The 22,720-nt window shown below is 65.3% G+C and carries 18 protein-coding genes; 6 read left to right on the forward strand and 12 right to left on the reverse strand.

Annotated elements, in window-relative coordinates:
* Window positions 1–6 precede the first annotated feature (6 nt).
* Window positions 7–657 carry an urea amidolyase associated protein UAAP2 gene (locus EV641_RS07475; protein WP_054720669.1) on the reverse strand — a complete coding sequence of 217 codons (651 nt, stop codon included), beginning with the start codon at window positions 655–657 and terminating at the stop codon, window positions 7–9.
* 3 nt (window positions 658–660) lie between these two features.
* A complete protein-coding gene (locus EV641_RS07480; protein ID WP_132471324.1) occupies window positions 661–1,503 on the reverse strand; it encodes an urea amidolyase associated protein UAAP1 in 843 nt (280 codons plus the stop codon).
* Window positions 1,504–1,679: 176 nt separating this feature from the next.
* Between EV641_RS07480 and EV641_RS07485 the strand changes: the two genes are divergently transcribed.
* Window positions 1,680–2,378 carry a TetR/AcrR family transcriptional regulator gene (locus EV641_RS07485; RefSeq protein WP_132471325.1) on the forward strand — a complete coding sequence of 233 codons (699 nt, stop codon included), beginning with the start codon at window positions 1,680–1,682 and terminating at the stop codon, window positions 2,376–2,378.
* Between the two features lies 1 nt (window position 2,379).
* Here the strand turns inward: EV641_RS07485 and ctaD are convergent, their stop codons facing one another.
* A complete protein-coding gene (gene ctaD / locus EV641_RS07490) occupies window positions 2,380–4,134 on the reverse strand; it encodes a cytochrome c oxidase subunit I (protein ID WP_132471326.1) in 1,755 nt (584 codons plus the stop codon).
* A 542-nt stretch (window positions 4,135–4,676) separates the two neighbouring features.
* Between ctaD and EV641_RS07495 the strand changes: the two genes are divergently transcribed.
* Window positions 4,677–7,016, forward strand: a complete 2,340-nt coding sequence (locus EV641_RS07495) for an esterase-like activity of phytase family protein (protein WP_132471327.1) — start codon at window positions 4,677–4,679, stop codon at window positions 7,014–7,016.
* Window positions 7,017–7,084: 68 nt separating this feature from the next.
* Here the strand turns inward: EV641_RS07495 and EV641_RS07500 are convergent, their stop codons facing one another.
* The gene (locus EV641_RS07500; protein ID WP_132471328.1) at window positions 7,085–8,068 is read right to left on the reverse strand and encodes a TauD/TfdA family dioxygenase; all 984 of its coding nucleotides are present in this window, start codon (window positions 8,066–8,068) and stop codon (window positions 7,085–7,087) included.
* Window positions 8,069–8,188: 120 nt separating this feature from the next.
* Here EV641_RS07500 and EV641_RS07505 point away from each other — a divergent pair, with 120 nt between their 5' ends.
* Both EV641_RS07505 and EV641_RS07510 read left to right on the forward strand, forming a co-directional pair.
* Window positions 8,189–9,028, forward strand: coding sequence for a hypothetical protein (locus EV641_RS07505; RefSeq protein ID WP_241996901.1), 840 nt, complete (start codon window positions 8,189–8,191; stop codon window positions 9,026–9,028).
* A gap of 35 nt (window positions 9,029–9,063) precedes the next feature.
* Window positions 9,064–9,483: a CoA-binding protein gene (locus EV641_RS07510; RefSeq protein ID WP_054716408.1), complete on the forward strand. Its 420-nt coding sequence runs from the start codon at window positions 9,064–9,066 to the stop codon at window positions 9,481–9,483.
* 5 nt (window positions 9,484–9,488) lie between these two features.
* Here the strand turns inward: EV641_RS07510 and EV641_RS07515 are convergent, their stop codons facing one another.
* From EV641_RS07515 to EV641_RS29170, 6 genes are all read right to left on the reverse strand, one after another.
* Window positions 9,489–10,244, reverse strand: a complete 756-nt coding sequence (locus tag EV641_RS07515) for a hypothetical protein (protein WP_054716405.1) — start codon at window positions 10,242–10,244, stop codon at window positions 9,489–9,491.
* Between the two features lie 49 nt (window positions 10,245–10,293).
* On the reverse strand, window positions 10,294–10,818 hold the full coding sequence (locus EV641_RS29410; protein ID WP_199233173.1) for a hypothetical protein: 525 nt from the start codon (window positions 10,816–10,818) through the stop codon (window positions 10,294–10,296).
* Window positions 10,815–11,672 carry an AAA family ATPase gene (locus tag EV641_RS07525; protein ID WP_054720294.1) on the reverse strand — a complete coding sequence of 286 codons (858 nt, stop codon included), beginning with the start codon at window positions 11,670–11,672 and terminating at the stop codon, window positions 10,815–10,817. The genes EV641_RS29410 and EV641_RS07525 overlap by 4 nt, the downstream gene beginning before the upstream one ends.
* A gap of 83 nt (window positions 11,673–11,755) precedes the next feature.
* A complete protein-coding gene (locus EV641_RS07530) occupies window positions 11,756–12,223 on the reverse strand; it encodes a hypothetical protein (protein WP_241996902.1) in 468 nt (155 codons plus the stop codon).
* A gap of 158 nt (window positions 12,224–12,381) precedes the next feature.
* The gene (locus tag EV641_RS07535) at window positions 12,382–13,566 is read right to left on the reverse strand and encodes a hypothetical protein (RefSeq protein ID WP_132471329.1); all 1,185 of its coding nucleotides are present in this window, start codon (window positions 13,564–13,566) and stop codon (window positions 12,382–12,384) included.
* A 315-nt stretch (window positions 13,567–13,881) separates the two neighbouring features.
* Window positions 13,882–14,049, reverse strand: a complete 168-nt coding sequence (locus EV641_RS29170) for a hypothetical protein (RefSeq protein WP_158289135.1) — start codon at window positions 14,047–14,049, stop codon at window positions 13,882–13,884.
* Window positions 14,050–14,353: 304 nt separating this feature from the next.
* On the opposite strand from EV641_RS29170, the gene EV641_RS07540 reads away from it, so the two are divergent.
* Window positions 14,354–19,831 (forward strand): carboxyl transferase domain-containing protein, encoded by a 5,478-nt coding sequence (locus EV641_RS07540; protein ID WP_132471387.1) that lies wholly within the window; start codon window positions 14,354–14,356, stop codon window positions 19,829–19,831.
* Window positions 19,832–19,892: 61 nt separating this feature from the next.
* Here EV641_RS07540 and EV641_RS07545 read toward each other — a convergent pair whose 3' ends face one another.
* Window positions 19,893–20,327 carry a hypothetical protein gene (locus EV641_RS07545; protein WP_132471330.1) on the reverse strand — a complete coding sequence of 145 codons (435 nt, stop codon included), beginning with the start codon at window positions 20,325–20,327 and terminating at the stop codon, window positions 19,893–19,895.
* Window positions 20,328–20,425: 98 nt separating this feature from the next.
* Window positions 20,426–21,202: an alpha/beta hydrolase gene (locus EV641_RS07550; protein ID WP_241996903.1), complete on the reverse strand. Its 777-nt coding sequence runs from the start codon at window positions 21,200–21,202 to the stop codon at window positions 20,426–20,428.
* 679 nt (window positions 21,203–21,881) lie between these two features.
* Between EV641_RS07550 and EV641_RS07555 the strand changes: the two genes are divergently transcribed.
* Window positions 21,882–22,712: a beta-ketoacyl-ACP reductase gene (locus EV641_RS07555; protein ID WP_054719199.1), complete on the forward strand. Its 831-nt coding sequence runs from the start codon at window positions 21,882–21,884 to the stop codon at window positions 22,710–22,712.
* Window positions 22,713–22,720: the final 8 nt, after the last annotated feature.

The raw sequence follows: 22,720 nt of genomic DNA on the forward strand, positions 1-22,720 counted from the left end.
GCGAACTCACACCTCCTGTGGGCGCGTGACGATCATCCGCACGGGTGTGGGATCGAAACCGTTGCACGGGTTGTTGATCTGCGGGCAGTTGGAGACGAGCACCAGCACGTCGCGGTCGGCCCGGATCGCGAGACGCTTGCCGGGTGCGGACAGGCCGTCGACGATTCCCAGGGTGCCGTCGGCCTCGACGGGCACGTTCATGAAGAAGTTGATGTTGGAGACCAGATCTCGCTTACCGAGGCCCCACTCGGCACCTTCGATCAGGAAGTTCTCGACACATGCGTGCTGGTGTTTGGTGTGGTGCCCGTAGCGGAGGGTGTTGGATTCCTGCGAGCAGGCACCGCCGACGGTGTCATGATTGCCGACCTCGTCGCCGACCAACGTCATGAGGGGTTCGCCGTCGGAGTCGCGCAGAACCGAGCCTGTGGTGAGGAACAGGTTTCCCTGCCCCGCAACGGTTGCGGCGGCACTGTAGCGGGAGGTGGTGTCGTGGGCGTCGTAGATCAGGGTGTCGACGGCCTGGTTGCCGTGGAGGTCGACGATGGTCAGGACGTCGCCAGCGGCGATGACCGCAGACCAGGGGCCGCGCGGCTCGACGCTCTCGTCGAGCACGACGGTTCCGGGGACGAGGGCAGCAGTATCGAGGGTGGCGGTCACGGGTCAGTTCTCCATTCCGGGTTCGGCAGCAGCCCAGGCGTCTTCGGTGTTGAGCACCGCGCGGTGGTATTCGGGTTCGGTGGTGTCGATCGAGTCGAGGTCGTCTGCGGCGCGCCACGCGGTCACTTCGAGTGGGGTCGTGACGAACTCGGGGTCCGGGTCGAGAGGGTGTGCGGTGTTGGCGATGAGCACGACGACTGGAAGGTGGACGAGCAGATCGACGTACGCCCCGGCGCCGGCGGTTCCGGTGCTGGTGAGCGTGCCGTCGTCCCCGACACGGATGCCGTGGAAGAACGACAGTGACGGCGGGAGGTCGCGCGGCTGCAGATCGTGCTTGGCGGCGGCGACCTTGAACAGTTCACGTCCCGCGGGGGACGACGAATGCAGCGCACCGGCGCCGTACCGTGCGGTGTTTCCCGCCGCGTGGCTCGTGCCGCACAGAGCGTCGTGGTGACCGGAGGTGTCGGCGACGACGGTCGCGAGTACGCGTCCCTGATCCGAGAGCAGTGGGTGCCCGGCGCCGAGGTAGGCCTGCCACGGCACCTTGACGGTGTCGGCGACGTTGAGCCGTTCGTGCGGGGCGTCGGCACGGAACAGGAGGAGGTGCGCGCACGCGGCGCCGTCGAGATCTCGTAGGCGCAGGCGGGTGCCGCGTGCGAGGACCTTACTGGTGTAGCGGCCGCCCGGCACGGTCTCGGCCCAGGTCATCGACACGCACCGACCGTTGGGCGGGGTGGGCCACGCCGACGCCGGCACGATCGGCATGCCGTCGGTAACGGTTCCGGCCTGGGCGCGTGCGTGTTCTCTGGCGGCGTGGGTCGTGGCTGTCGCGAGTGTCTCGGTCATGGTGCTCCGATTCGTGGCGGACGGGGTAACTGTCGAGTGACAGTTTTCAGAGCGCGCATCTTCGGAGGATGTCCCCGGCGTAACGAGTGTGTGGCCGATGTTTCCAGCTGATGACGTAACGCTCACACATCGATGCGATTGGGTAGCAACATAACTCGATGTGCCATGGTGGTGACGTGACCAGAGCAGGACCAGGCCGTCCCCGGCTGACAAGCCCTCGACGCCCGGGCACCACCGCCCGCGCGGAGATCCTCGACGCCGCCGCAGAGCTGTTCAGCACGCGCGGTTTCGCGACCACCTCGACGCGACAGATCGCCGACGCGGTCGGCATCCGCCAGGCGTCGCTCTACAACCATTTCGCGACGAAGAACGACATCCTCGCCACGCTTCTCGACGCCACCATCGCTCCGACCGTGGAGTTCGACGAGAGTCTCGACGACTCCGAACCCGCCGCGGTGCTGTTGTGTGCGCTGACGTGGTTCGACGCCGCGCAATTGTGCGCAGGACGATGGAACCTCGGCGCGCTGTACATGCTGCCGGAGGTCCGCAGCGAGCCGTTCGAGGCGTTCAGGGAAGGCCGCCTTCGCCTCGCGCGCCGCTACCGCGACCTCGCCGCCGAGGTGCTCGGCGGCGGGCCACTCGCCGGCAGCGATCCGCGCGCCGAGCTGCCGTTCCGGCTCGTGGAGTCGGTCATCGACATCCGCGCCGACCGGCAGATGGACGAGCAGGTGATCGACGCGCAGCTCCCCGAGATCCTCGCGACCGCGGCACTCACCGTCCTCGGTCGTCCCGCCGAGGACGTCGTGGATCGGGCGCGTGCTCTCGTTGTCGGTGTCGCGGACGAATCGCTCGAGGCAGTGCTCGCCCAGAAATAGGTCAGTGTCGGTCGTACGAGGTATCGGGTGGCGTGCGGTCGGCGCCTTCGACAACAACCGCATTGTGCTTCTGTGAACCCGGGCCGACGTGGGACTCGGCACGCATCCGATCCGACATGTGTGGGTAGTGCAGCTCGAATGCCGGGCGCTCCGACCGGATACGCGGCAGTTCCGTGAAGTTGTGGCGCGGCGGCGGGCACGTGGTGGCCCACTCGAGCGAATTACCGTAGCCCCACGGATCGTCGACGGTGACGACCTGCCCGTAGCGGTAACTCTTGAAGACGTTCCACACGAAGGGCAACGTCGACGCGCCGAGGACGAACGCGCCGATGGTGGAGATCGTGTTGAGCGTCGTGAAACCGTCGGACGGCAGGTAGTCGGCGTACCGGCGAGGCATCCCCTCGTTACCGAGCCAGTGCTGCACCAGGAACGTGGCGTGGAACCCAACGAACGTCAGCCAGAAATGCCACTTCCCGAGTCGCTCGTCCAGCAACCGGCCCGTCATCTTCGGGAACCAGAAGTAGATCCCGGAGTAGGTCGCGAAGACGATCGTGCCGAACAGGACGTAGTGGAAGTGGGCTACCACGAAGTAGGTGTCGTGGACGTGGAAGTCCAGCGGCGGCGAGGCGAGGATGATCCCGGTCAGACCACCGAACAGGAAGGTGATGAGAAAACCGATGGCGAACAGCATCGGCGTCTCGAACGTGATCTGCCCTCGCCACATCGTGCCGATCCAGTTGAAGAACTTCACCCCGGTGGGCACCGCGATGAGGAAGGTCATGAACGAGAAGAACGGCAGCAGTACCGCACCGGTCGCGTACATGTGGTGCGCCCACACGGCAACCGACAGAGCGGCGATCGCGATGGTCGCGTAGACCAGACCCGAGTATCCGAAGATCGGTTTGCGGCTGAAGACCGGGAAGACCTCGCTCACGATCCCGAAGAACGGCAAAGCCACGACGTACACCTCGGGATGCCCGAAGAACCAGAACAGATGCTGATAGAGCAGCACTCCCCCGGTCTCGGGGTCGTAGATGTGAGCGCCGAGAAGCCGGTCGGCGAGACCTCCCATGAACGCCGCGGTCAGCAAGGGGAATACCAGCAGGATCAGGATCATCGTGATGAACACGTTCCACGTGAAGATCGGCATCCGGAACATGGTCATACCGGGCGCACGCATGCACACCACGGTGGTGATCATGTTGACGCCGCCGAGGATCGTGCCCAGGCCGGTGACCGCGAGACCTGCGAACCACAGATTCGCACCGATACCAGGCGAGTGGATCGCATTGGCGAGAGGCATGTACGAGGTCCACCCGAAATCGGCGCCGCCGCCGGGAGTGATCAGACCGAACAGGACGACCAGTGCACCGAAGAGGAAGAGCCAGTAACTGAACGCGTTCAATCGTGGGAACGCCACGTCGGGCGCGCCGATCTGCAACGGGAGGATGTAATTGGCGAAGCCGAACACGATGGGTGTCGCGTAGAGCAGCAACATGATGCCACCGTGCATGGTGAACAACTGGTTGTACTGCTCGGTCGACAGGAACTGCAGGCCCGGCACGGCGAGTTCGGTGCGCATCAGCATCGCCATCAGCCCGCCCGCCAGGAAGAAGGCGAACGCCGTGACGATGTACATGATCCCGAGCGTTTTCGGGTCGGTCGTCGTGATGAGGTTGTAGAGCACCGCTCCCTTGCGGGCGCGTCGTTCCGGATAAGGCCTGGTTGCTCGAGCCTCCACCACCACCGGATTCATGGACGAACCTCCCGGACGACCGCGGCGCCGACGTGCGGCATTCCACCGGCACCTGTCCGCCGCATGCCTGACTCGCCCGGAACAGGCCGGTAGCCCCGAGCCTAGACCTCGTCCCATCGGGTGGCGGTGGATTGCCGGAATCAGGCCCACCTGCCGCTACCGAGGTGAGCGCCGGAAACGCTGGTTGGTGTATCGGAATATCGAACACATACCGTCATTTCTGACATCTACGGGCCCACGCTCGCTCGAAACGTCGGACAACGACGTCGAAATGGGCCAGTTCCGCCCAGGTCCAGCGGATCACGTCCAGCCCGGATCCCGCAGCGCGTCCTCCCGCAGCTTCTCCCTGACAAGATCACGTCGGTCCGAAGACGTCCAGCCCGGCCGGTTCTGTGGATCGATCCGCCGCCTGTGGACAACCTCCGGAGTACGTGAAGTACCGGACACCTCGTCGACTCCCGGCGTTCACCCGGAGATCCCCATCGGGTCATCCACGGGCGACAGGCTCTCACGATCGAATCAGAACCGGAAAAAGAGGACGAATGACGACGACGAACCGAAGCCGCCTCGCGGCAATCGCTGCTATCGCAGCACTGATGACAGCCGCATGCTCGACGAATGACGGAGGCGGATCGGACGAACCCGCCCAGGACACTCCGCGGGCCACGTCGTCGATCGACTGGAATGTTCCGGATTCGGAACGCTACCACCGGCAGGCCACCTACTCGGTGTTCGAGAACCGGCCCGCCGACGAGCCTCTCGAGACCGAGACAGTCGCCGAGATCTCCACCGTCACCCCCGATGGCAACACGGTCATCTACACCGATGCGACGGCCGAACGCATCGGATTCGTCGACGTGCGCGACCCGACGAGCCCGGTCGGGCTGGGAACTTTGTCGCTGGTCGAACTCGGCAACGCCGACGACCAGCCGACCTCGGTGGTGGCATTCGGGGAGTTCGTTCTCGTCGTCGTCGATACCAGCGGCGGCGACTTCGTGAACCCGTCGGGACGCGTCGATGTGGTGCGGGTCAGCGACCGCACCCGCGTCCACAGCATCGACCTCGGTGGTCAGCCCGACTCGATCGCCGTCAGTCCCGACAGCACATTCGCAGCGGTCGCGATGGAGAATCAGCGCGACGAGGAATTCACACCGGACGGCGGCGAGGAAGGCGACCTCCCGCAGGCGCCGACGGGCTTCCTGCAGCTCATCGACATGGCCGGCGAACCGACCTCCTGGACGACACGCAAGGTCGACTTCGACGTCGAGCAGGCCCGCGACGCCGGCCTCGACACCCCCGAAGACCTAGAGCCCGAATACGTCAGCATCAATTCCCGCGGCCAGGTTGCGCTCTCGCTGCAGGAGAACAACGGCATCGCGATCATCGACGGACCCACCGGCGAGGTGACGTCGATCTTCAGTGCCGGAACCGTCTCCGTCGACGGGATCGACACCGCAGAGGACGGCGCGCTCGACCAGACCGGATCCATCGCCGACACACCCCGCGAACCCGACGCCATCGGTTGGATCGGTGACGACCACCTCGCCACCGCCAACGAGGGCGACTGGAAGGGCGGCACCCGCGGCTGGACCGTCTTCGACGCCGCGAGTGGCGACGTCGTGTGGGACGCCGGTAACACCTTCTCCCAGCTTGCGGTGCGCACCGGTCTGCACATCGAAGGCCGAGCCGAAGCGAAGGGTCCTGAGCCCGAAGGACTCGCCATCACCGATATCGGAGGCCGGCCGACGGCGCTCGTGGCATCGGAACGCAGCAACTTCGTCGCGGTGTACGACGTCAGCGATCCCGCGGAACCCGAGTTCGTGCAGATTCTCCCGACCACACCGGGCCCCGAAGGGATCCTGCCGATTCCGCAGCGCGACCTGCTCGTCATCGCATCGGAAACGGACGATGCCGAGGCTCGGGTACGTGCGTCGATCAACGTCTACGGATATGGCGACGCGTTCACGCAGAACGCGGGAACCCCGGCGTTCCCGTCGATCGTCTCCGGAGACATCGACGGTGTTCCCATCGGCTGGGGCGCACTCGGCGCACTGACCGCCGACCCGCTCGACGACAACCGGCTGTTCACCGCCACCGATATTGCATACGGCCCGGCGCGGGTGCTGAGTGTGGATGTGTCGCAGACGCCTGCGCTGATCGAGAGCGAACTGGTGATCACCGAAGACGGTGCGCCCGTCACGCTCGATGTCGAAGGCCTGTCTGCGCGTCCTGCTGGTGGGTTCGTGCTCGCCGTCGAGGGTGAGGAGGGCCCTGGAAACGAGCTGGTCGTGGTGGCCGCAGACGGAAGCATCGAGGAGCGGGTCGCGCTGCCCGACGACATCGCTGCCGGCCTCGGTGGTCAGGGCCTCGAAGGTGTGGCCGTCGACGGAGACGTTGTCTGGGTGGTGCTGCAACGCGAAATCGACAGTGACGACGAGGGAGTCGCACGCATCGGCCGCTACACACCGGAGAGCGGCGAATGGGAGTGGTTCGGCTACCAACTGGATAGCACCGACGCCGAGGGTGACTGGATCGGCCTGTCCGAGATCGCCGTCCACGACGGCGCACTGCTGATCCTCGAGCGCGACAAGCTCAATGGCCCTGATGCTCGCGTGAAGGCGCTCTATCGAGTCGAGATCCCCACCGACGCCGGAGTCGCCACAGCCAACGAGACTCCGCAGGTGCTGCCGAAGACCCTCGCACGCGACCTGCTACCGGACCTGCAGGCGACCCGCGGCTACGTGCAGGAGAAGGTCGAAGGTGCGGCGGTCGCCGGCAACGGCAATCTGTACGTCGTGACCGACAACGACGGGCTCGACGACGCCAACGGAGAAACGGTCTTCCTCGATCTCGGGCCGGCGGGAGCTGCCCTCGGAGGCTGACTCAGACGCCGAAATGCTGATTGGTGTCCGATATTTCGGTACATCAACCAGCATTTCCGGCACCGATGTCAGGCGCTCTCGAAGCCCGGCAGGCGCGACGGGGTCTCGACCACCGAGTACTCCGATGCGTCCCCCTGCACCACACGACTCCCGGTGCCGTCGACCCCGACCGGCAGATCGCCCGCGAGCGTGATCCGGTGCAGGCGACGGGTGTGGTCGCCGAAGTCGGCGATTCCGTAGTGCTGGGTGGCGCGGTTGTCCCACACAGCGACATCACCCGGCGACCAGGCCCAGCGGAAGGTGTTCTCGAGCTTCGTGACTCGCGCCTGCAAGAGCTGCAGGAGCGCGGTCGTCTCGGACGACTTCAACCCCACGAATTCCTTGACGAAGTGCCCGAGGAGCAAGGTGCGCTCCCCCGTCTGCGGATGAACGCGGACGACGGGATGGATTGTTTCGTAGGTGTTGCGGCGGAACTCGTCCTGATATTGCTTGCGTTCGTCGGTGAGAGCGGGATCGGTGCTTCCGGCATCCAGCTTCTCCGCGTAGTCGTACAGGTTCGTGTGCAGTGCCCACAGGTTGTCGACCAACGACTTCAACGCATCCGGAAGCTGGTTGTAGGCCGCGGTCGTCGACGCCCACGTGGTCGCACCCCCGTACGGCGGGAGGGTCACGGCTCGCAGGATCGACGCCTTCGGGATGCGATCGACGAAGCTGACGTCGGTATGCCAGCTGTTCGCGGCGCCCTCGATCGGAAGCAGGCGCTTCCCCTTCGAATGCACCGTCGGGTGCGACTGCGTCTGCTGACCGAGAAGACCCGCGAACGCCCACTGGCCCTCATCGTCGAGATGCTCCTGCCCCTGGAAGACGATCGCCTTGTTCACGGCAAGCGCGTAACGGATGGCTTCGACGGTCTCGGACGACAGATTGCCGGACAGCTTCACCCCATCGATCCGGGCGCCGATGTTCTCTCCGAGCTTGGTGACCACGATTCCTCCGGCGCGGTAGATCTCCTCCGCAGTTGCTACCGGGCGCTCGAGTTCGCTGAGGGTCATGTGAGGCTCCTGGGTCGTCGTTCAATGCCTCCACGCAGCTTTCCAACGCGACCGCGACGCGTCGACCGTTCGGCTCACTGGGATCCGAACCCACCGCCGACACCGGTAACATCAGTGCCCATGCGAACCTCGGCGAGAGTTCTCCTCGCAACAGCCGCCATCGCCCTGGCCTCAGCGGGGACGGCGACAGCCGCGCCCACTCCCATCGTCGACGGCAACGGCACCATCGTGGCACCGAACGCCGCACAGATCTCGTTCGCACACACGCCGTCCGGTACGCGCGCAGGTACTGCGAACGAGCACGAGTCGCGTGCCGGGGTCTCCATCGTCAAGCTGTACCTCGCCGAATATGTTGTTCGGCAAGGTGATCCGGCCGATCAAGCCGACGCCGTCGAGATGATCCGGGCGCCGGACGATTCGATCGCCGACCGGCTGCATGCGAAATACCCGCAGGCGATCTCCACGACGGCCGCCGAGTTCGGTCTCGTCGACACCCACGTGCCCGGGTACTGGGGGTTCGGAACCACATCGACGCACGACATGGTGACCTACCTCGAAGCGAAGAAGCGCACCGACCCGGGATCCCCCGTACTGGGCGCGATGGCCTCCGCCCACGAGACCGCAGCCGACGGCTACCCGCAGAACTTCGGCACCGCGTTGCTCGCCGGGGTGATCGGCACCAAGTGGGGTTGGAGCGACGACCGCTCGTTCCACGCATCGGCGTCGTTCGGGCCCGATTTCTCCGTCGCCGCGTCGGTATACGGGTCGGCGAGCCAGTTGACGGATGACGTCCTCGGCGCGTTCACCGAAGGTGCGCCTTCCCCCGCCGAACACGGATACCGGCTCGCAGACTGCCCGGCCGTCGCGTGGCTCGCAGACGACCCTGCTCTGAGTGCGCCCGCGCAAGCACTGCTCGACGCGGTTCCCCCACAGCAGACCGCAGCATTCTGCGGAGTGTGACTCCTACTCCGCGACCCGTACGTACCGTGGAGAACATGAGCACCGCATGGCAGAACCCGGACTCCGTGTCCCTCATGCTCGACGACTGCGCGACATGGGCAGTGGTCGGCCTCTCGGGCGACCCCAACCGAACCGCATACCGCATCGCGAAGCTGCTCCGCGAGCGTGGGAAGCGGGTGGTGCCCATCCACCCGAAAGCTCCGACGGTCTTCGGCGAGCAGGGCTTCGCGACCCTCGCCGACGTACCGTTCCCCATCGACGTCGTCGATGTGTTCCGCCGGTCCGACGCCGCCGGCGAGTTCGCCGATCAGGCCGTGAGGATCGGTGCGAAGGGCGTGTGGTTCCAGCTCGGCGTGATCGACGAGGACGCCTTCGCGCGGACGATCGACGCCGGGGTTGCGATGGTCATGGACACCTGCCCCGCCATCGAGTGGGGGATGCAGCGCAAGAACTGAGTCGCTTATCCGCTGTGCAACAGTCGCTTTCCGAGGGGATCACCCGACTGATCGTCGAGACGCCAGAAGGTCCAGCCATCATATTCGGCGTCGTCATCGCTGACGAACTTCGTGACCGCGTTCGCCGCGGTGGTGGGATGGCTGAATCGACGGCCTTCCATCGGTCCGCGGGTGATCTCGACGTTGCTGTTCTCCTGGTCGAAGCGCGCTTGGATCCGATATCCGCCGAAGTCCGCGACGATCGCCGTTCTGGGGTCGACGAATTCGGGTTCGGCCACAGGCTTGGTCGCCTTCGCCGGCCGAGTACGCGGCCGCAACACTTCCTTGCTATGACGGGAATCGCGAACTCGGTTGAGGTTGAGCAAATCCCACCGGTCGTGCCCGTGCGCGATACTGCTCATCGGGATCGGATGACTGCCGGTGGGTACACGACCGGGACGTTCGGCGAGCCACAATTCGACGTCTGCCGCGATGCCTGATTCCACCTCGTCGGATTCGACCATGTAGAACTCGGGATATTCCTTGCCCAGATCCACGAACACCCAGTACGACGACCCCGTCGGATCGCTGCCCGGTGTGCCGTCCTGCCGGCGCGCCATCCACTGATCTCTGGTGGTCGACCGCACCCGGACGACGCAACTGCGCCCGTCCACCCCCTTGACCCGCACAGAACGAGAGCCCTTCAGCTGTGTAGCACTTCCGCCTCGCTGAACGACATCGGTGACAAACGCCCGGACGCCCCTGTCGGCTGACTCTTCCATGGGCCAACCATACGGTTACATACCGGATGCCGGATAGTCCCCGTACCGGTTACCGAAAGGCATCGCCCTTGGTGGACAACGCCTTGACACGATCGACGATGCGTTCTTGCAGCTTGGACGGGGTGCGCCAGCGCATCGCGAGCTTGTCGTAGTCCATCGCGTGCTCTGCGATGATGTCCTTCAACCGGTCGACATCGAGCAAGGCGAGCTTGTCGCGAAGACCCGCTTCTCCCCCGTCACGGAACACTTCGAACGGGTCGAACGGGCCGGGTGCACGCTTGGCACGCCGAGCCGGGGCCTGCCGGGCTGGGGCCTGCCGGGTTGGGGCAGGAACCACATTTCCGGCCGCGGCTGCAGGCCCGAGCGCACCGGCGATCGCGTTGGCGAATCGTTTGTTGCGTGCGGCTTCGTCCGCAATCACCCGAACGAGCGCGACGAGCGACCCCGCTGCGTTCGGAGCAGTGCTGTTCAGGCGAAGCAGCGCGGCACTCGCCTCCCCGATCTGAACCCGCAACCGGGCGTCGGACACATCGCTGCCGGAACCAGAGTTGCTGTCGAGACCACCCGTGCTCACAAGTACACCTGGGCATTCATCAGAATCGTCTCGGTGAGCATGCGCAGGGCATCGAACTGTCCTGCGCCACCGTATTTGCGTTTGAGAGTGCCGTACGGAACGAACTCTGCCGACGCTGCGATCTGGTTCGCTTCGGGAATCCACGCGGGAACGACGTTGGCGATCCTGTCGTCGCGTTGAAGTTGCTCGATAATCGTGCGATGCAGACTCGATGCGCTGCGGTACTTGGTGATCACCAGGCCGAGCTCACGGATCGTATGACCCGTGCGGTCGGAGAACTTCTCCACCCTTTGCTGCAACTGCGGAATCCCGTACGTGGACAGTATGTCCGGAATCGTGGGGACGATGTAGCCGTCCGCGACGCGGAGTCCGTTGAGGGTGAGCATCCCGAGATTCGGCGGGCAATCGACGAGGATGTAGTCGTAGTCGTCGCCGATCCGGTCGAGCGCGGAGTGCAGGACCTCGATCGGCCGATGCGATTCGGGATCGGCGTATTGCTGAAAGCTCAGGCCTTCCTGGATTTCCATGAGATCCAGCGAAGACGCGAGAAGATCGACCCCGCGCACCGCTGTCACGGGTGAAACGTCGTGCTGCAATGCCTTCTCGATGTCGAATGCGTCGGCGTCCGGATCCACAGCACGATGGAAGAGCGTGGCAAGCGTACGGCCGAGCTCGTTGAGTTCCCGCCACCGCTCCTCTCCGATCATCATCGTCGTGAGATTGGTCTGCGGATCGAGATCCACGAGCAGGACCCGCTGACCGAATTCAGCGGCCATGAACTCACCCAGAGCGGCCGTAGTCGTGGTCTTGCCGACGCCACCCTTGAGATTGATTGTCGCGATTACCCGCGCCACCAGCGCACTCCTCCGGAAAAAATTGCTACACGTCGCTGCAGCAAACTACACCGGAATATGGACAAAGGCGACGCGGGACCAGCTCAGTGCCCCCGCGACTCCACTGCGACGCGCTCGTAGTCCGCGATTGCCTGGTCAGGACCCACCATCGACTCTGCGGTCGCGTATCCCGACAGCAACACTGCCGGCTTGTGGTCGATCACGGCAGTTACGACGTCATCACCCGAGGTGAACACGAGAATGCCTTTCGCCTCGTCGCCGGGAAGCCCTTCCCACACCGCACCTTCGGTACCGAGCGACCGATTGATCTCGCTCATGAGGAGCGGCGCACTGAAGTAATACATCCGGTCCCACGAGTCGCTGTCGAGCCCACCTGCCTCTGTGATCTCACCGAGGCTCCGCTGCTGTCCCGACGTGAGAACCGAGTCGAACTCCGATTCCAATTTCGGATCATCGACCACGGTCACAGTGCCTCCGGAGCCGCAACCCACCAAAATCACCGCAGCCACACCACCGAGTGCGGCCAATTTCAATCCCCTGCGAAATGTCACTTCTGCCCCTCGCGTCACTTTTGTCCCCCCACCCGAACGCGACGGACGCTAACACCGAACAAGAAGTTGATCAGTGGTGCAGCTCACTATTATCGAAGCCGAATCCGACCTATACGCAACACATAATTCGGCCTTGTGCCCATTCACAAATCCCGACGTCAGTCCTTTGCCGTCAGCTCCGCAATGTCGCCGAGAAGCGCGGATTGCAGCACGCCTATCGACTCCGCGGCACCACCGAATTGATCGCCGACGAAATTGGTGTTGTCGGTCGAAAGCTCGCGCGCGCCGGATCGCCCGATGAGGTCGTCGATCCGCTCGTCGAGGCTCGCCGCACGGTGCGCAACCTCCACCATGGCCATCCGCCCGTCGGCGTATCGGAGAAGCTCCCCGATACGAGCGAGCGCCGCGACCCGGTCCAGAAGCTGCTCCCAGACCGGGTCCAGCGCCACGATCCGGGACTCGAGCCCCGCTCGGGCGCCCGGCGCGGTGCTGATCGCATCGTCCAGTTCGGCGAGGAGGCCTCGCAGCGCGATCGCGTCGGTGGCGATCTGGACGAGTTCGTCGGTGAGGTTCAGTTGTGATCGCTGCACGGCGAGGTGTTCGGAATGCCATGCCGGCGACGACTCGATCCGGTCGAACAAGGTCCCCGCGAGAAACAGCAGGGTGTCGTAGCGATCGACGAAGCGATCGGCCTCGCCCGGGGCCTGCCGGGCGAGTACCTCGGCGGCGCGCCGTCCCGCGTCCGCCACGGGCGTGCGCTCGGACCACCGTCCCACTCGGTCGCTCGCGATACCCAGCAGCGTGTCGCGGGCGCGGTCCACCGCAGCAACCGGCATCGGAGCGGGTGTGCGCTGCAACGCCCGGAACAACGCCTCACGCTGCTCGAGTTCGAGGTGGATGCCGTCGCGGCGTTCGCGACGCACGGCACGCACCCCCTGTGCGTAGTGCGCCGGGGAATGCACTATCGATTGCCGCGCCGACCGGATTCGCTTGTCGATCTCGCTCGCCCGATGCTCGAGCATCAGCCGGGACACACCGGGGCGCTGCGCCGCGGCACGAGCGGCAAACTTCTCCCGCTCGTCGGTCAGGCGCCGGAGCTCTCCGAACCCGCCCACATCCGGGATTCGCCGCGCGAGACCCCTGCGGGCAGCGAGGACCGCTCTGGCGGGTTCGTCGAGGTACCCGGATGCGATCGCGACAGCGGCGTCGTCGGACAACGGGTCGTGGCGGACGTCGATGCAGCACTGTTCGCACCACCGTCGAACCTGGGCGGCGATGCGCTCGCGGCGTTCGAGTCGGGTCGCGAACTCCACGGGAACTCTCGACTGGTCGGGCTCGGTCATCGTGACCTCCTCGGAGACTGTCGACCTCCACTGTTCCAGAGTTCACCGACATCGGCGGGTACAGCGGTCTCCCCAGTTTCGGCCCAGGGTACCCACGAGGCAGGTAAGGAAGGGACATACCGCCGCGCCACTCCACCGCGCCACTCCACCGAAGGCGCCGATGATCTGCGGTGATGGATGTCACACGGGAAATCTCCGAAAAGTGCGCACCTTCCGTCACCGAGTGTCGTCCCAACCCTCCAGCAGTATCGAATTCCGTTGTGTCACAGCGTTTCCGTTCAAAATTGCGCACAGACACCCCGGACCGTCTCCAAGTTACCCGCCGGTGTTACCCCGCAGTACGTCGTACGCAGCCCATCCCGATAGGGCCACCCGCTCCGTCGACCCGACCAGGAAGCCCTGCCCCGCAACATCTCCCATCGATACGACGAGCGCCGCTCGCCACTCCCGGTCACCGATCGCCAAAACGTGACAAAGCCTCATGTTTCCTCCATGCTGTTACCCGGAGGGATCATCCGAAGCAGGGGGCGTTGTCGCATCGGCAACCGCGGGCTTCACGCAGGATCCCTCCGAACCGCCCGACGGCGCCCTGGGGCAGGGGCCCACAGGGCAGGGGACCGACACGCATGCCCGCGTCAACCACGAGGAGCCGACCGATACATGTTCCCAGCCGCGTTATCAACCCGTGACGCGGGACGAGCATTCGGTTAACTTGGCTTCCTCATCGGGGTTGGGCTTCGACGAGCGCGGTACTGCGCACAAACCATGGAGAACGGTGGCAACGAGCATGTTCAAACGGATCGCAGTGGTCAATCGGGGTGAGGCGGCCGTACGCCTCATCCGGGCAGTCCGGGAGCTGAACTCCGAGCACAACTACGACATCACGACGATCGCGCTGCACACCGAGGCCGAGCGACGGGCCATGTTCGTGCGTCAGGCCGACGAGGGTGTCACCCTTCGGCCGTCCACGACAGCCGCAACCCCTTACCTCGACTACGTCGAGCTCGAGCGCGCGTTGACCGAAGCGAAGGCCGACGCGGTGTGGGTCGGTTGGGGCTTCGTCGCCGAGGACCCCACTTTCGCCGACGTGTGCGCCCGGCTGAACATCACCTTCATCGGCCCGTCCTCCGACGCGATGCGTCTGCTCGGCGACAAGGTCGAGGCCAAGCTCCTCGCCGAGAAGGTCGGCGTGCCTGTCGCTCCGTGGTCCGGCGGTCCCGTCGAGAACCGTGCCGATGCACGCCGCCACGCCCAGGCCATCGGCTACCCGCTGATCATCAAGGCCCGTTCGGGCGGCGGTGGACGCGGTATCCGCAAGGTCTACGCCGAGGACGAACTCGAACTCGCCCTCGAGCGCACCCAGGGTGAGGCCGAGCGTTCCTTCGGCGACCCGGTCGTGTTCATCGAGCGTCTCGTCACCGATGCTCGGCACGTCGAGGTGCAGGTCATCGCCGACCACCACGGCAACGTGTGGGCGCCCGGCGTGCGCGACTGCTCCATCCAGCGCAAGAACCAGAAGGTCATCGAGGAATCCGCATCCCCGCTGCTGACCAAGGAACAGGCCGACGAGCTCCGCAAGGTGTCCGCCGACCTGGTCCGCGCCGCGGGCTACAGCGGTGCGGGCACAGTCGAATACCTGTACCAGCCCGACCTGAAGATCTTCACCTTCCTGGAGGTCAACACCCGTCTGCAGGTCGAGCATCCGATCACCGAGGCGACCACCGGCATCGACCTGGTCAAACTGCAGATCCTCGTGGCCGCCGGCGATAAGCTCCCCGGCGATTGCCCACCCGAGTTCGGTCACGCGGTCGAGGCCCGCCTGAACGCCGAGGACGCCGACAACGGCTTCGCTCCCGCCCCCGGCACCGTGCAGCTGCTCAAGTTCCCGCTCGGCTCAGGTCTGCGCGTCGACACCGGCATCGCCCAGGGCGACGTGATCCCGCCCGACTACGACTCGATGGTCGCCAAGATCATCGCGTGGGGCCGCGACCGAGACGAGGCGCTCGCCCGCCTCCGCACGGCACTCCGCGAAACCACCGTGGTCCTCGACGGCGGCACCACCACCAAGTCGTTCCTCCTGGACCTGCTGAACCGTGACGAGGTCATCGACGCCAGCGCCGACACCGGCTGGCTCGACCGCACCGGCGCCGGTACCGCCACCGGACCGACCAAGGTCGCCGATATCGCACTCCTCGCGACCGCGGTCGACGTGTACGACGCCGACGAGGCCCGCGCCCGCGCCGGATTCCTCGCCTCCGCACGCGGTGGACGCCCCCGCGCCGGCCAGACCGGCACTCGGAAGGTCGAACTGAGCTACCAGGGCCAGGGTTACGAGCTGCTCGTCGGGCAGATCGGTCCGCACCGATACCGCATCGGCGCCGGCGACTCCGAGCTCGAGGTCGACATCGAGCGTCTCGGCGAATACGAGACGCGTCTGACACTCGACGGAAAGCGCCACAACGTCGTCTCGATCGCCGGACCTGCACACTTCCTCGTCGAGGTAGACGGCATCAGCCACCAGATCAGCCAGGACGAAGCCGGGGTCGTGCGCACGCCCGCTCCGGCCGTCGTGGTCGCTGTGCCCGTCGCAGTGGGCGACGAGGTCGAGGCCGGGCAGACGCTGGTCGTGCTCGAATCCATGAAGATGGAGACCGCGGTCCGCGCGCCGTTCGCCGGCAAGGTCCGCGAGATCCTCGCAGTCGTCAACGGCCAGGTCGACGCCGGCGCTCCGCTGCTGCGCGTCGATCAGGTTGCCGAGGAGACCACGACCGCTGCGGTCGAGCGGGTGCAGTTCCCCACTGCCGCACCTGCGTTGACCGACGACGCCGTTGCCGATGCCCACGCTCGCCTCGTCCGGCTCGGAGCATTGATCACCGGCTACGACGTATCCGCCGAGCGCACCGCAACCCTCCTCGGCGAGTACGAGCAACTCACCACGAAGGCCGCGTCCTGCGACCTGGTGCGGGCCGAGCTCGCTCTGCTCACCACGTTCGCCGACGTGTGCGAATTGTCGCGTAACCGTCCGACGCAGGACGAGGAGAACAGCGACGACAAGGTGCACAGCCCCCGCGAGTTCTTCCACGGGTATCTGCAGTCGCTCGACGTCGAGGTCGGCGGACTGCCCGAGAGCTTCCGCGGACGTCTTTCGCGCGCCCTGCGTCATTACGACGTCACCGAGCTCGACCGCACACCTGAGCTCGAAGAGGCCGTCTACCGGTTGTTCTGCGCACAGGAACGCATCGAGGCGCAGATCCCCGTGGTCTCGGCACTCCTCGACCGCTGGCTCGAGCACGGCACCGGCGAGTCCGGTGTGTCGAGCGAACTCAACGAGGTTCTCGACCGTCTCATCGTCGCGACGCAGGTCCGCTTCCCCGTCATCGGTGACACAGCCCGCAATCTGCGCTACCGCTTCTTCGAGGAGCCGGTGATCCGGAAGGCTCGCGAGCAGGTGTACGACGGGGTGCGCGGTTCGCTCGCCTACCTCGCCGAGCACGACAGTTCCGCCGACTACGCGGAGCGGATCGAGGCGCTCGTCGCAACTCCGGAGCCCCTCATCGATCTGCTCGCGCAGCAGATTTCGCGTCCCGAGTCGGTTCCCGGACCGCTCCTCGAGGTGATCACGCGGCGCGCGTACAAGATCCGCACCCTCGAGGACGTGGAGTCGAACGTTCGCGACGGTCGCCAGTTCGTCACCGGCAACTTCGATCTGCGCGGCACCCGGCTGTACCTGATCTCGGCCGAGGCCAAGCATTCCGATCTCGCCGCGCTGCTCGCTTCCGTCGAGGACGCCGCGAAGCCGCTGCCGAGCACCGAGAACCTCGTCATCGATCTCTACCTGGCATGGGACGACACTCCCGGCGACGCCGATGCGCAGGCACAGGCGTTGCAGACCACGCTGGCCGCGAGGGAGGTCACCGCAACCGCGCGCCGCGTGACGGTCACGGTGTGCCACACCGACAATGCCGAGGAGCACGTCTTCACGTTCCGCCCCTACGAGACGGGATACGCGGAGGAGACCAACATCCGCGACATCCACCCGCTCACCGGCCAGCGTCTCGACCTGTGGCGCCTGAAGAACTTCGACGGCACGCGCCTTCCTGCCAACCCGGATACGTACCTGTATCACATTGTTTCGCAGGAGAACCCGTCCGACGAGCGGTTCATCGCTCTCGCCGAGGTGCGGGATCTGACGCCGCAGCGCGACGAGTCCGGTGCGATCGCAGGCCTGCCCGCGTTCGAGCGGGCGCTTGCGAGTTCGCTCGACGGCATGCGGCGTGCGCAGGCGGCCCGCGGCGGTCGTCGGCTCGACGCCAATCGCGTCGTGCTGTTCGTCTGGCCCGTCGTGGACCTGACGTTCGACGAGCTGCGCCGGACCGCGCAGAACGCCGCACCGCTCACCGTCGGCGCAGGACTCGAAGAGATCACCGTCATCGGCTGGCTCCGCGAGAACCCGGAGCAACCCGCGCGTGAGGTCGCGCTGCGGTTCTCGTACCGTTCGGGAGCCGGTGTGGTCGTGCGTCTCACCGATCCGCCGAAGGAACCCCTCAAGCCGCTCGACGAGTACACCCAAAAGGTGCAGCGCTCCCGCGCCCGCAACACCGTGTACCCGTACGAGCTGATTCCGCTGCTCACCGGCAACGGCGGCAGCTTCGTCGAATACGACTTCGACGAGGCCGGCGAACTGGTTCCGGTGGACCGCCCGTACGGTCGCAACAAGGCCGGTCTCATCGTCGGTGTCGTGACCACCGCGACCGAGTTGTACCCCGAGGGCATGACCCGTGTCGCGATGTTCGGGGACCCGACCAAGGCGCTCGGTACCGTAGCGGAAGCGGAATGCTCCCGCGTCGTCGCCGCCGTCGACCTCGCCGAGAAGCTCGGTGCCCCCGTCGAATGGTTTGCGCTGTCGTCGGGTGCGACGATCTCGATGGACTCGGGTACCGAGAACATGGACTGGGTGTCGCGTGCACTGCGGCGCATCATCACGTTCACGCAGAACGGCGGCGAGATCAACGTCGTGGTCACGGGCATCAACGTCGGCGCACAGCCGTACTGGAACGCCGAGGCGACGATGCTCATGCACACCAAGGGCATCCTGGTGATGACGCCGGACAGCGCGATGGTGCTCACCGGTAAGCAGTCGCTGGACTACTCCGGTGGTGTGTCTGCCGAGGACAACTTCGGTATCGGTGGCTACGACCGCGTCATGGGCCCCAACGGCCAGGCGCAGTACTGGGCCCCGAACCTGTCCGCCGCGATCGAGGTGCTCTTCGGGCACTACGCCCACGCATACGTCGCTCCGGGCGAACGGTTCCCCCGCAAGGCGGAGTCGAGCGACCCGATCGATCGCGACGTGCGTGTCTACCCGCACGTGCATCCGTCGAGCGACTTCACCACCGTGGGCGATATCTTCTCGTCCGAGACGAACCCGGACCGTAAGAAGCCGTTCGACATTCGCACAGTGATGCGGGCTGTGGTCGACCAGGATCACGCGGTGCTCGAGCGCTGGGCCGACATGGCGGACGCCGACACCTCGGTCGTGTTCGATGCACACCTCGGCGGCCACGCGGTCTCCGTCATCGGCATCGAGTCGCGGGCCATCGCTCGTAAGGGCTGGTTCCCGACGGACGGTCCGGACCAGTGGACCTCGGGCACGCTGTTCCCGAAGTCGTCGAAGAAGACTGCGCGCGCGATCAACGCGGCGAGCGGGAACCGTCCACTCGTGGTGCTCGCGAACCTGTCCGGATTCGACGGCTCCCCCGAGTCGCTGCGCAATGTGCAGCTCGAGAACGGTGCCGAGATCGGCCGTGCGATCGTCAATTTCGACGGACCCATCGTGTTCGTCGTGGTGTCCCGCTACCACGGCGGCGCGTTCGTCGTGTTCTCCGGAGCGCTCAACGAGAACATGGAAGTTCTCGCGGTCGAGGGGTCGTTCGCCTCGGTGCTCGGTGGTGCACCCGCTGCGGCGGTGGTGTTCACCCGCGACGTGAACAAGCGCACGGCGAGCGACTCGCGCGTCGTCGAACTCGAAGCCCAGATCGCGGCGGCAGAGGACGGAGAGAAAGCACGTCTCGGTGTCGAGCTCGCGTCGCTGCGGACCTCGGTCCGGTCGGAGAAACTCGGTGAGGTCGCCGCAGAGTTCGAGGCGATCCACAACATCCAGCGCGCTCAGCGGGTCGGGTCGGTCGATGCGATCGTGCCGGCCGCCGAATTGCGTCCGCAGATCATCGCGGCTCTCGAGCGTGGCATTGCGCGGACCCTCGCGTAACCACCCGTAGAACGACCGAAGCCCCGCACCGGAAACCGGTGCGGGGCTTCGTCGTCAAGTTCTAGTCGTCCCGGTCGTCACGATCGTCCCAGTCATCGTGATCGTCGTCGTCCCAGTCGTCATGATCGTCGTCGAGGAGATCGTCGCACCGATCGTCCCACTCGTCGTAGAAGTCCTCGACGAAATCGGGGACCGTGTCGTCCCAGTCGTCGAACCATGCGTCGCAGGTATTGGTGTCGATGAACGGGACTCCAGGTGCTAGAGCGCCGGCAACGTCGGTGGAGCCCGTTCCGTAGGCCGTCGCGATCGCAGCATTCGGTGTCGTGGACGGGGTGGCTCCGGTGGAGGAAGGATCGGCGACCGTCGAGATCGTGTAGGTCGAGGACGATGCGGTCGGCGCGGCCTCGTCCGAGTCCGAAAGCACGAAACCGGCTGTTCCGGCTGCGGCCGCAGTCGTCAGTGCTATGGCTGCCCACCAGGTGCGGCTCAGGGCCATGATCTTGTCTCCTTCACGAGGGTGTTCCGTTCGGTGCACCCTTACTCTGGCGATCCTCGATGAGACGGCCATGAGGCGAAGATGACGATTTCTTCATCTCAGTCGAGCGTGCGGATCCATTCGACGAGCGCGTGCGCGACCGCGTGCGGAACCTCGGGGATCAGCGCGTGGCCGCTGCCCTCGATGAGGACGGTCGTCACCAGGCCGGGTCCGAATTCGTCGATCAGTTCCGAGCGGGTTTCGGCCGGGCGGAACACATCGTCGCCGGCCTGCACGTCGAGCAGCGGGGACGACGCTATCGGCCACCACGACTCCTTGTCGGTCGATGCCATGGCAGCGCGCTGAGAGACGATGGCGGCGGGCCACCAGCCGTCGAGCCACACCGACGGGTCGTGACCCTCCGCGAAGAAGACTTCACGCAGGTGAACGAGGCGTTCGGAGTCCGGTAGCGCCAGGTCGGAGCATTTCGCCACGCGCTCGGTCAATGACGACGGGAAGCGACGCGCACCGGCGGCCAGGACGGCAACTCCGCTGACCAGCTCGGGACGGTCCACGGCCAGCACGCGCGCGACGTAGTGGCCGAACGCGTGCCCTGCCAGTACTGCGGGGCCCGTGTCGAGCGCCGTGAGGACATCGGCGACGTCGCCGGCGAGGTCGTGCAGATCCAGGCCGTCGAGCGGACCCGTGCTCGAGCCGACTCCGCGAGGCTGGGGACGCAGGGCGCAGAATCCGGCTGAGGCCAGGTCCTGCGCGATCGGCTCGAACTCGTGGGAGTCGCGGCCGAGCGACGGCAGCAGCACCACTGCCGGCCCCGTGCCGTTCACGAGGACTTCGAGTTCTGTTCGCTCGGTTCGAATGATCTGTGTCTGCGTCACGCCGACCATCATCTCAGTCGAATAAGCCCGGAACGGTGCAACGATGGGGCCCTTCCCCACACTTCAGACACTCTTGTGCCCAACGTCACAATGGATGCAGAGTGAGACTCGGATGGATCCGAAATGCTTCGCGACGCGATCCGAAGACACCTTCGTGGCACTGAGTGCTGACAAATTATGCACTGCATGCCATTCCCGCGCACACCACACAGACCGTTCATAAGATGTTGTGTACCAGATGTTTTCAACGCTCCCGCTGGTGCAATCAAGATCGTCGATCATTACCGATCGGTCCGACCTGACCCTGGAGTAAGACTGTGCGCCACAGCAATTTCCGGAATCATCCGCACACACACGGGTTGCCGCGGCTACGAACAAACAGCATGTTCGTACTCCGTAGTAAGAAGCAAAATCAACCTTAATTCGTTGTGCTGCAATTGATTACCCGATGATCATGGAATTTGCTCCCAGATTACGGCGATACATTGCACATGACAATCAAGGGGATGTGCTGCATCATTGAATACGCAGGGAGCTAGCGAGCAGGGGCGCTCGACAATACAACGCGCAACAGGGGACATCTCTCAATCGCGCACTACTACAAGACCATCGGGCATACGCAGCCCCGAAGGCACGTCGCCGTGCCCGACGCGATCGCCGCCATCAGAGGAGACGACACATGACCAGCACCGCCGAACCCACCACACAGTCCGTCCAGGGAAACAAGCTTCGTGGACGCGTCGCCCTCGTTACCGGAGGAACACGGGGCATCGGTGCTGCCATCAGCCGCAGCCTGGCCACCCAGGGCGCAACCGTGGCAGCGGGCTACGCACGCAACACGTCGCAGGCCGACCAGTTCCTGGCGGAGCTGAAGACCAACGGCCGCGACGGCGTGAACTACTCCGTACACAAGGGTGACGTCGCCAGCGCAGAAGATTGCCGCCGGACCATCGACGAGGTCATCGCCGAGCACGGCCGTATCGACATCCTGATCAACAACGCCGGCATCACCATCGACCGCACCGTGCTGAAGATGGAGGACGACGACTGGGACAAGGTCATCTCCGTGAATCTTTCCGGTGCGTTCTATCTGGCCCAGGCAGCTCTTCGCCACATGCTCGAGCGCGGTACCGGCCGTATCGTCAACGTCTCGTCCGTCATCGGAGAGACCGGCAACATCGGCCAGGCCAATTACGCCGCTTCCAAGGCGGGCCTCTTCGGCCTCACCAAGACCCTCGCCAAGGAAGCCACGTTCCACCTGGGCAAGGCAGGCCTTCTCACCCCGGACAGCATCGGTGTCACCGTCAACACGGTCACCCCGGGATTCGTCGCCACGGAAATGGTGGAATCCATTCCGGAGAAGGTGCTGGGCCGTATCACCGACAGCATTCCCGTGAAGCGCCTTGCGGATCCCCAGGAGATTGCTCGCGTCGTCCACTTCCTCGCAGCCGATGCCTCGTCGTACATCACCGGTCAGGTGTGGGGTGTCAACGGCGGGCTCGACATGTGACCGCTCAT

The organism is Rhodococcus sp. SMB37 (assembly GCF_004345605.1).
Taxonomy (GTDB): Bacteria; Actinomycetota; Actinomycetes; order Mycobacteriales; family Mycobacteriaceae; genus Rhodococcus.

Coding starts and splice junctions, on each gene's coding strand:
- EV641_RS07480 (WP_132471324.1), bottom strand. CDS start 1,503: ATGACCGAGACACTCGCGACAGCCACGACCCACGCCGCCAGAGAACAC.
- ctaD (WP_132471326.1), bottom strand. CDS start 4,134: ATGAATCCGGTGGTGGTGGAGGCTCGAGCAACCAGGCCTTATCCGGAA.
- EV641_RS07495 (WP_132471327.1), top strand. CDS start 4,677: ATGACGACGACGAACCGAAGCCGCCTCGCGGCAATCGCTGCTATCGCA.
- EV641_RS07500 (WP_132471328.1), bottom strand. CDS start 8,068: ATGACCCTCAGCGAACTCGAGCGCCCGGTAGCAACTGCGGAGGAGATC.
- EV641_RS07505 (WP_241996901.1), top strand. CDS start 8,189: ATGCGAACCTCGGCGAGAGTTCTCCTCGCAACAGCCGCCATCGCCCTG.
- EV641_RS07510 (WP_054716408.1), top strand. CDS start 9,064: ATGAGCACCGCATGGCAGAACCCGGACTCCGTGTCCCTCATGCTCGAC.
- EV641_RS07515 (WP_054716405.1), bottom strand. CDS start 10,244: ATGGAAGAGTCAGCCGACAGGGGCGTCCGGGCGTTTGTCACCGATGTC.
- EV641_RS07535 (WP_132471329.1), bottom strand. CDS start 13,566: ATGACCGAGCCCGACCAGTCGAGAGTTCCCGTGGAGTTCGCGACCCGA.
- EV641_RS29170 (WP_158289135.1), bottom strand. CDS start 14,049: ATGAGGCTTTGTCACGTTTTGGCGATCGGTGACCGGGAGTGGCGAGCG.
- EV641_RS07540 (WP_132471387.1), top strand. CDS start 14,354: ATGTTCAAACGGATCGCAGTGGTCAATCGGGGTGAGGCGGCCGTACGC.
- EV641_RS07545 (WP_132471330.1), bottom strand. CDS start 20,327: ATGGCCCTGAGCCGCACCTGGTGGGCAGCCATAGCACTGACGACTGCG.
- EV641_RS07555 (WP_054719199.1), top strand. CDS start 21,882: ATGACCAGCACCGCCGAACCCACCACACAGTCCGTCCAGGGAAACAAG.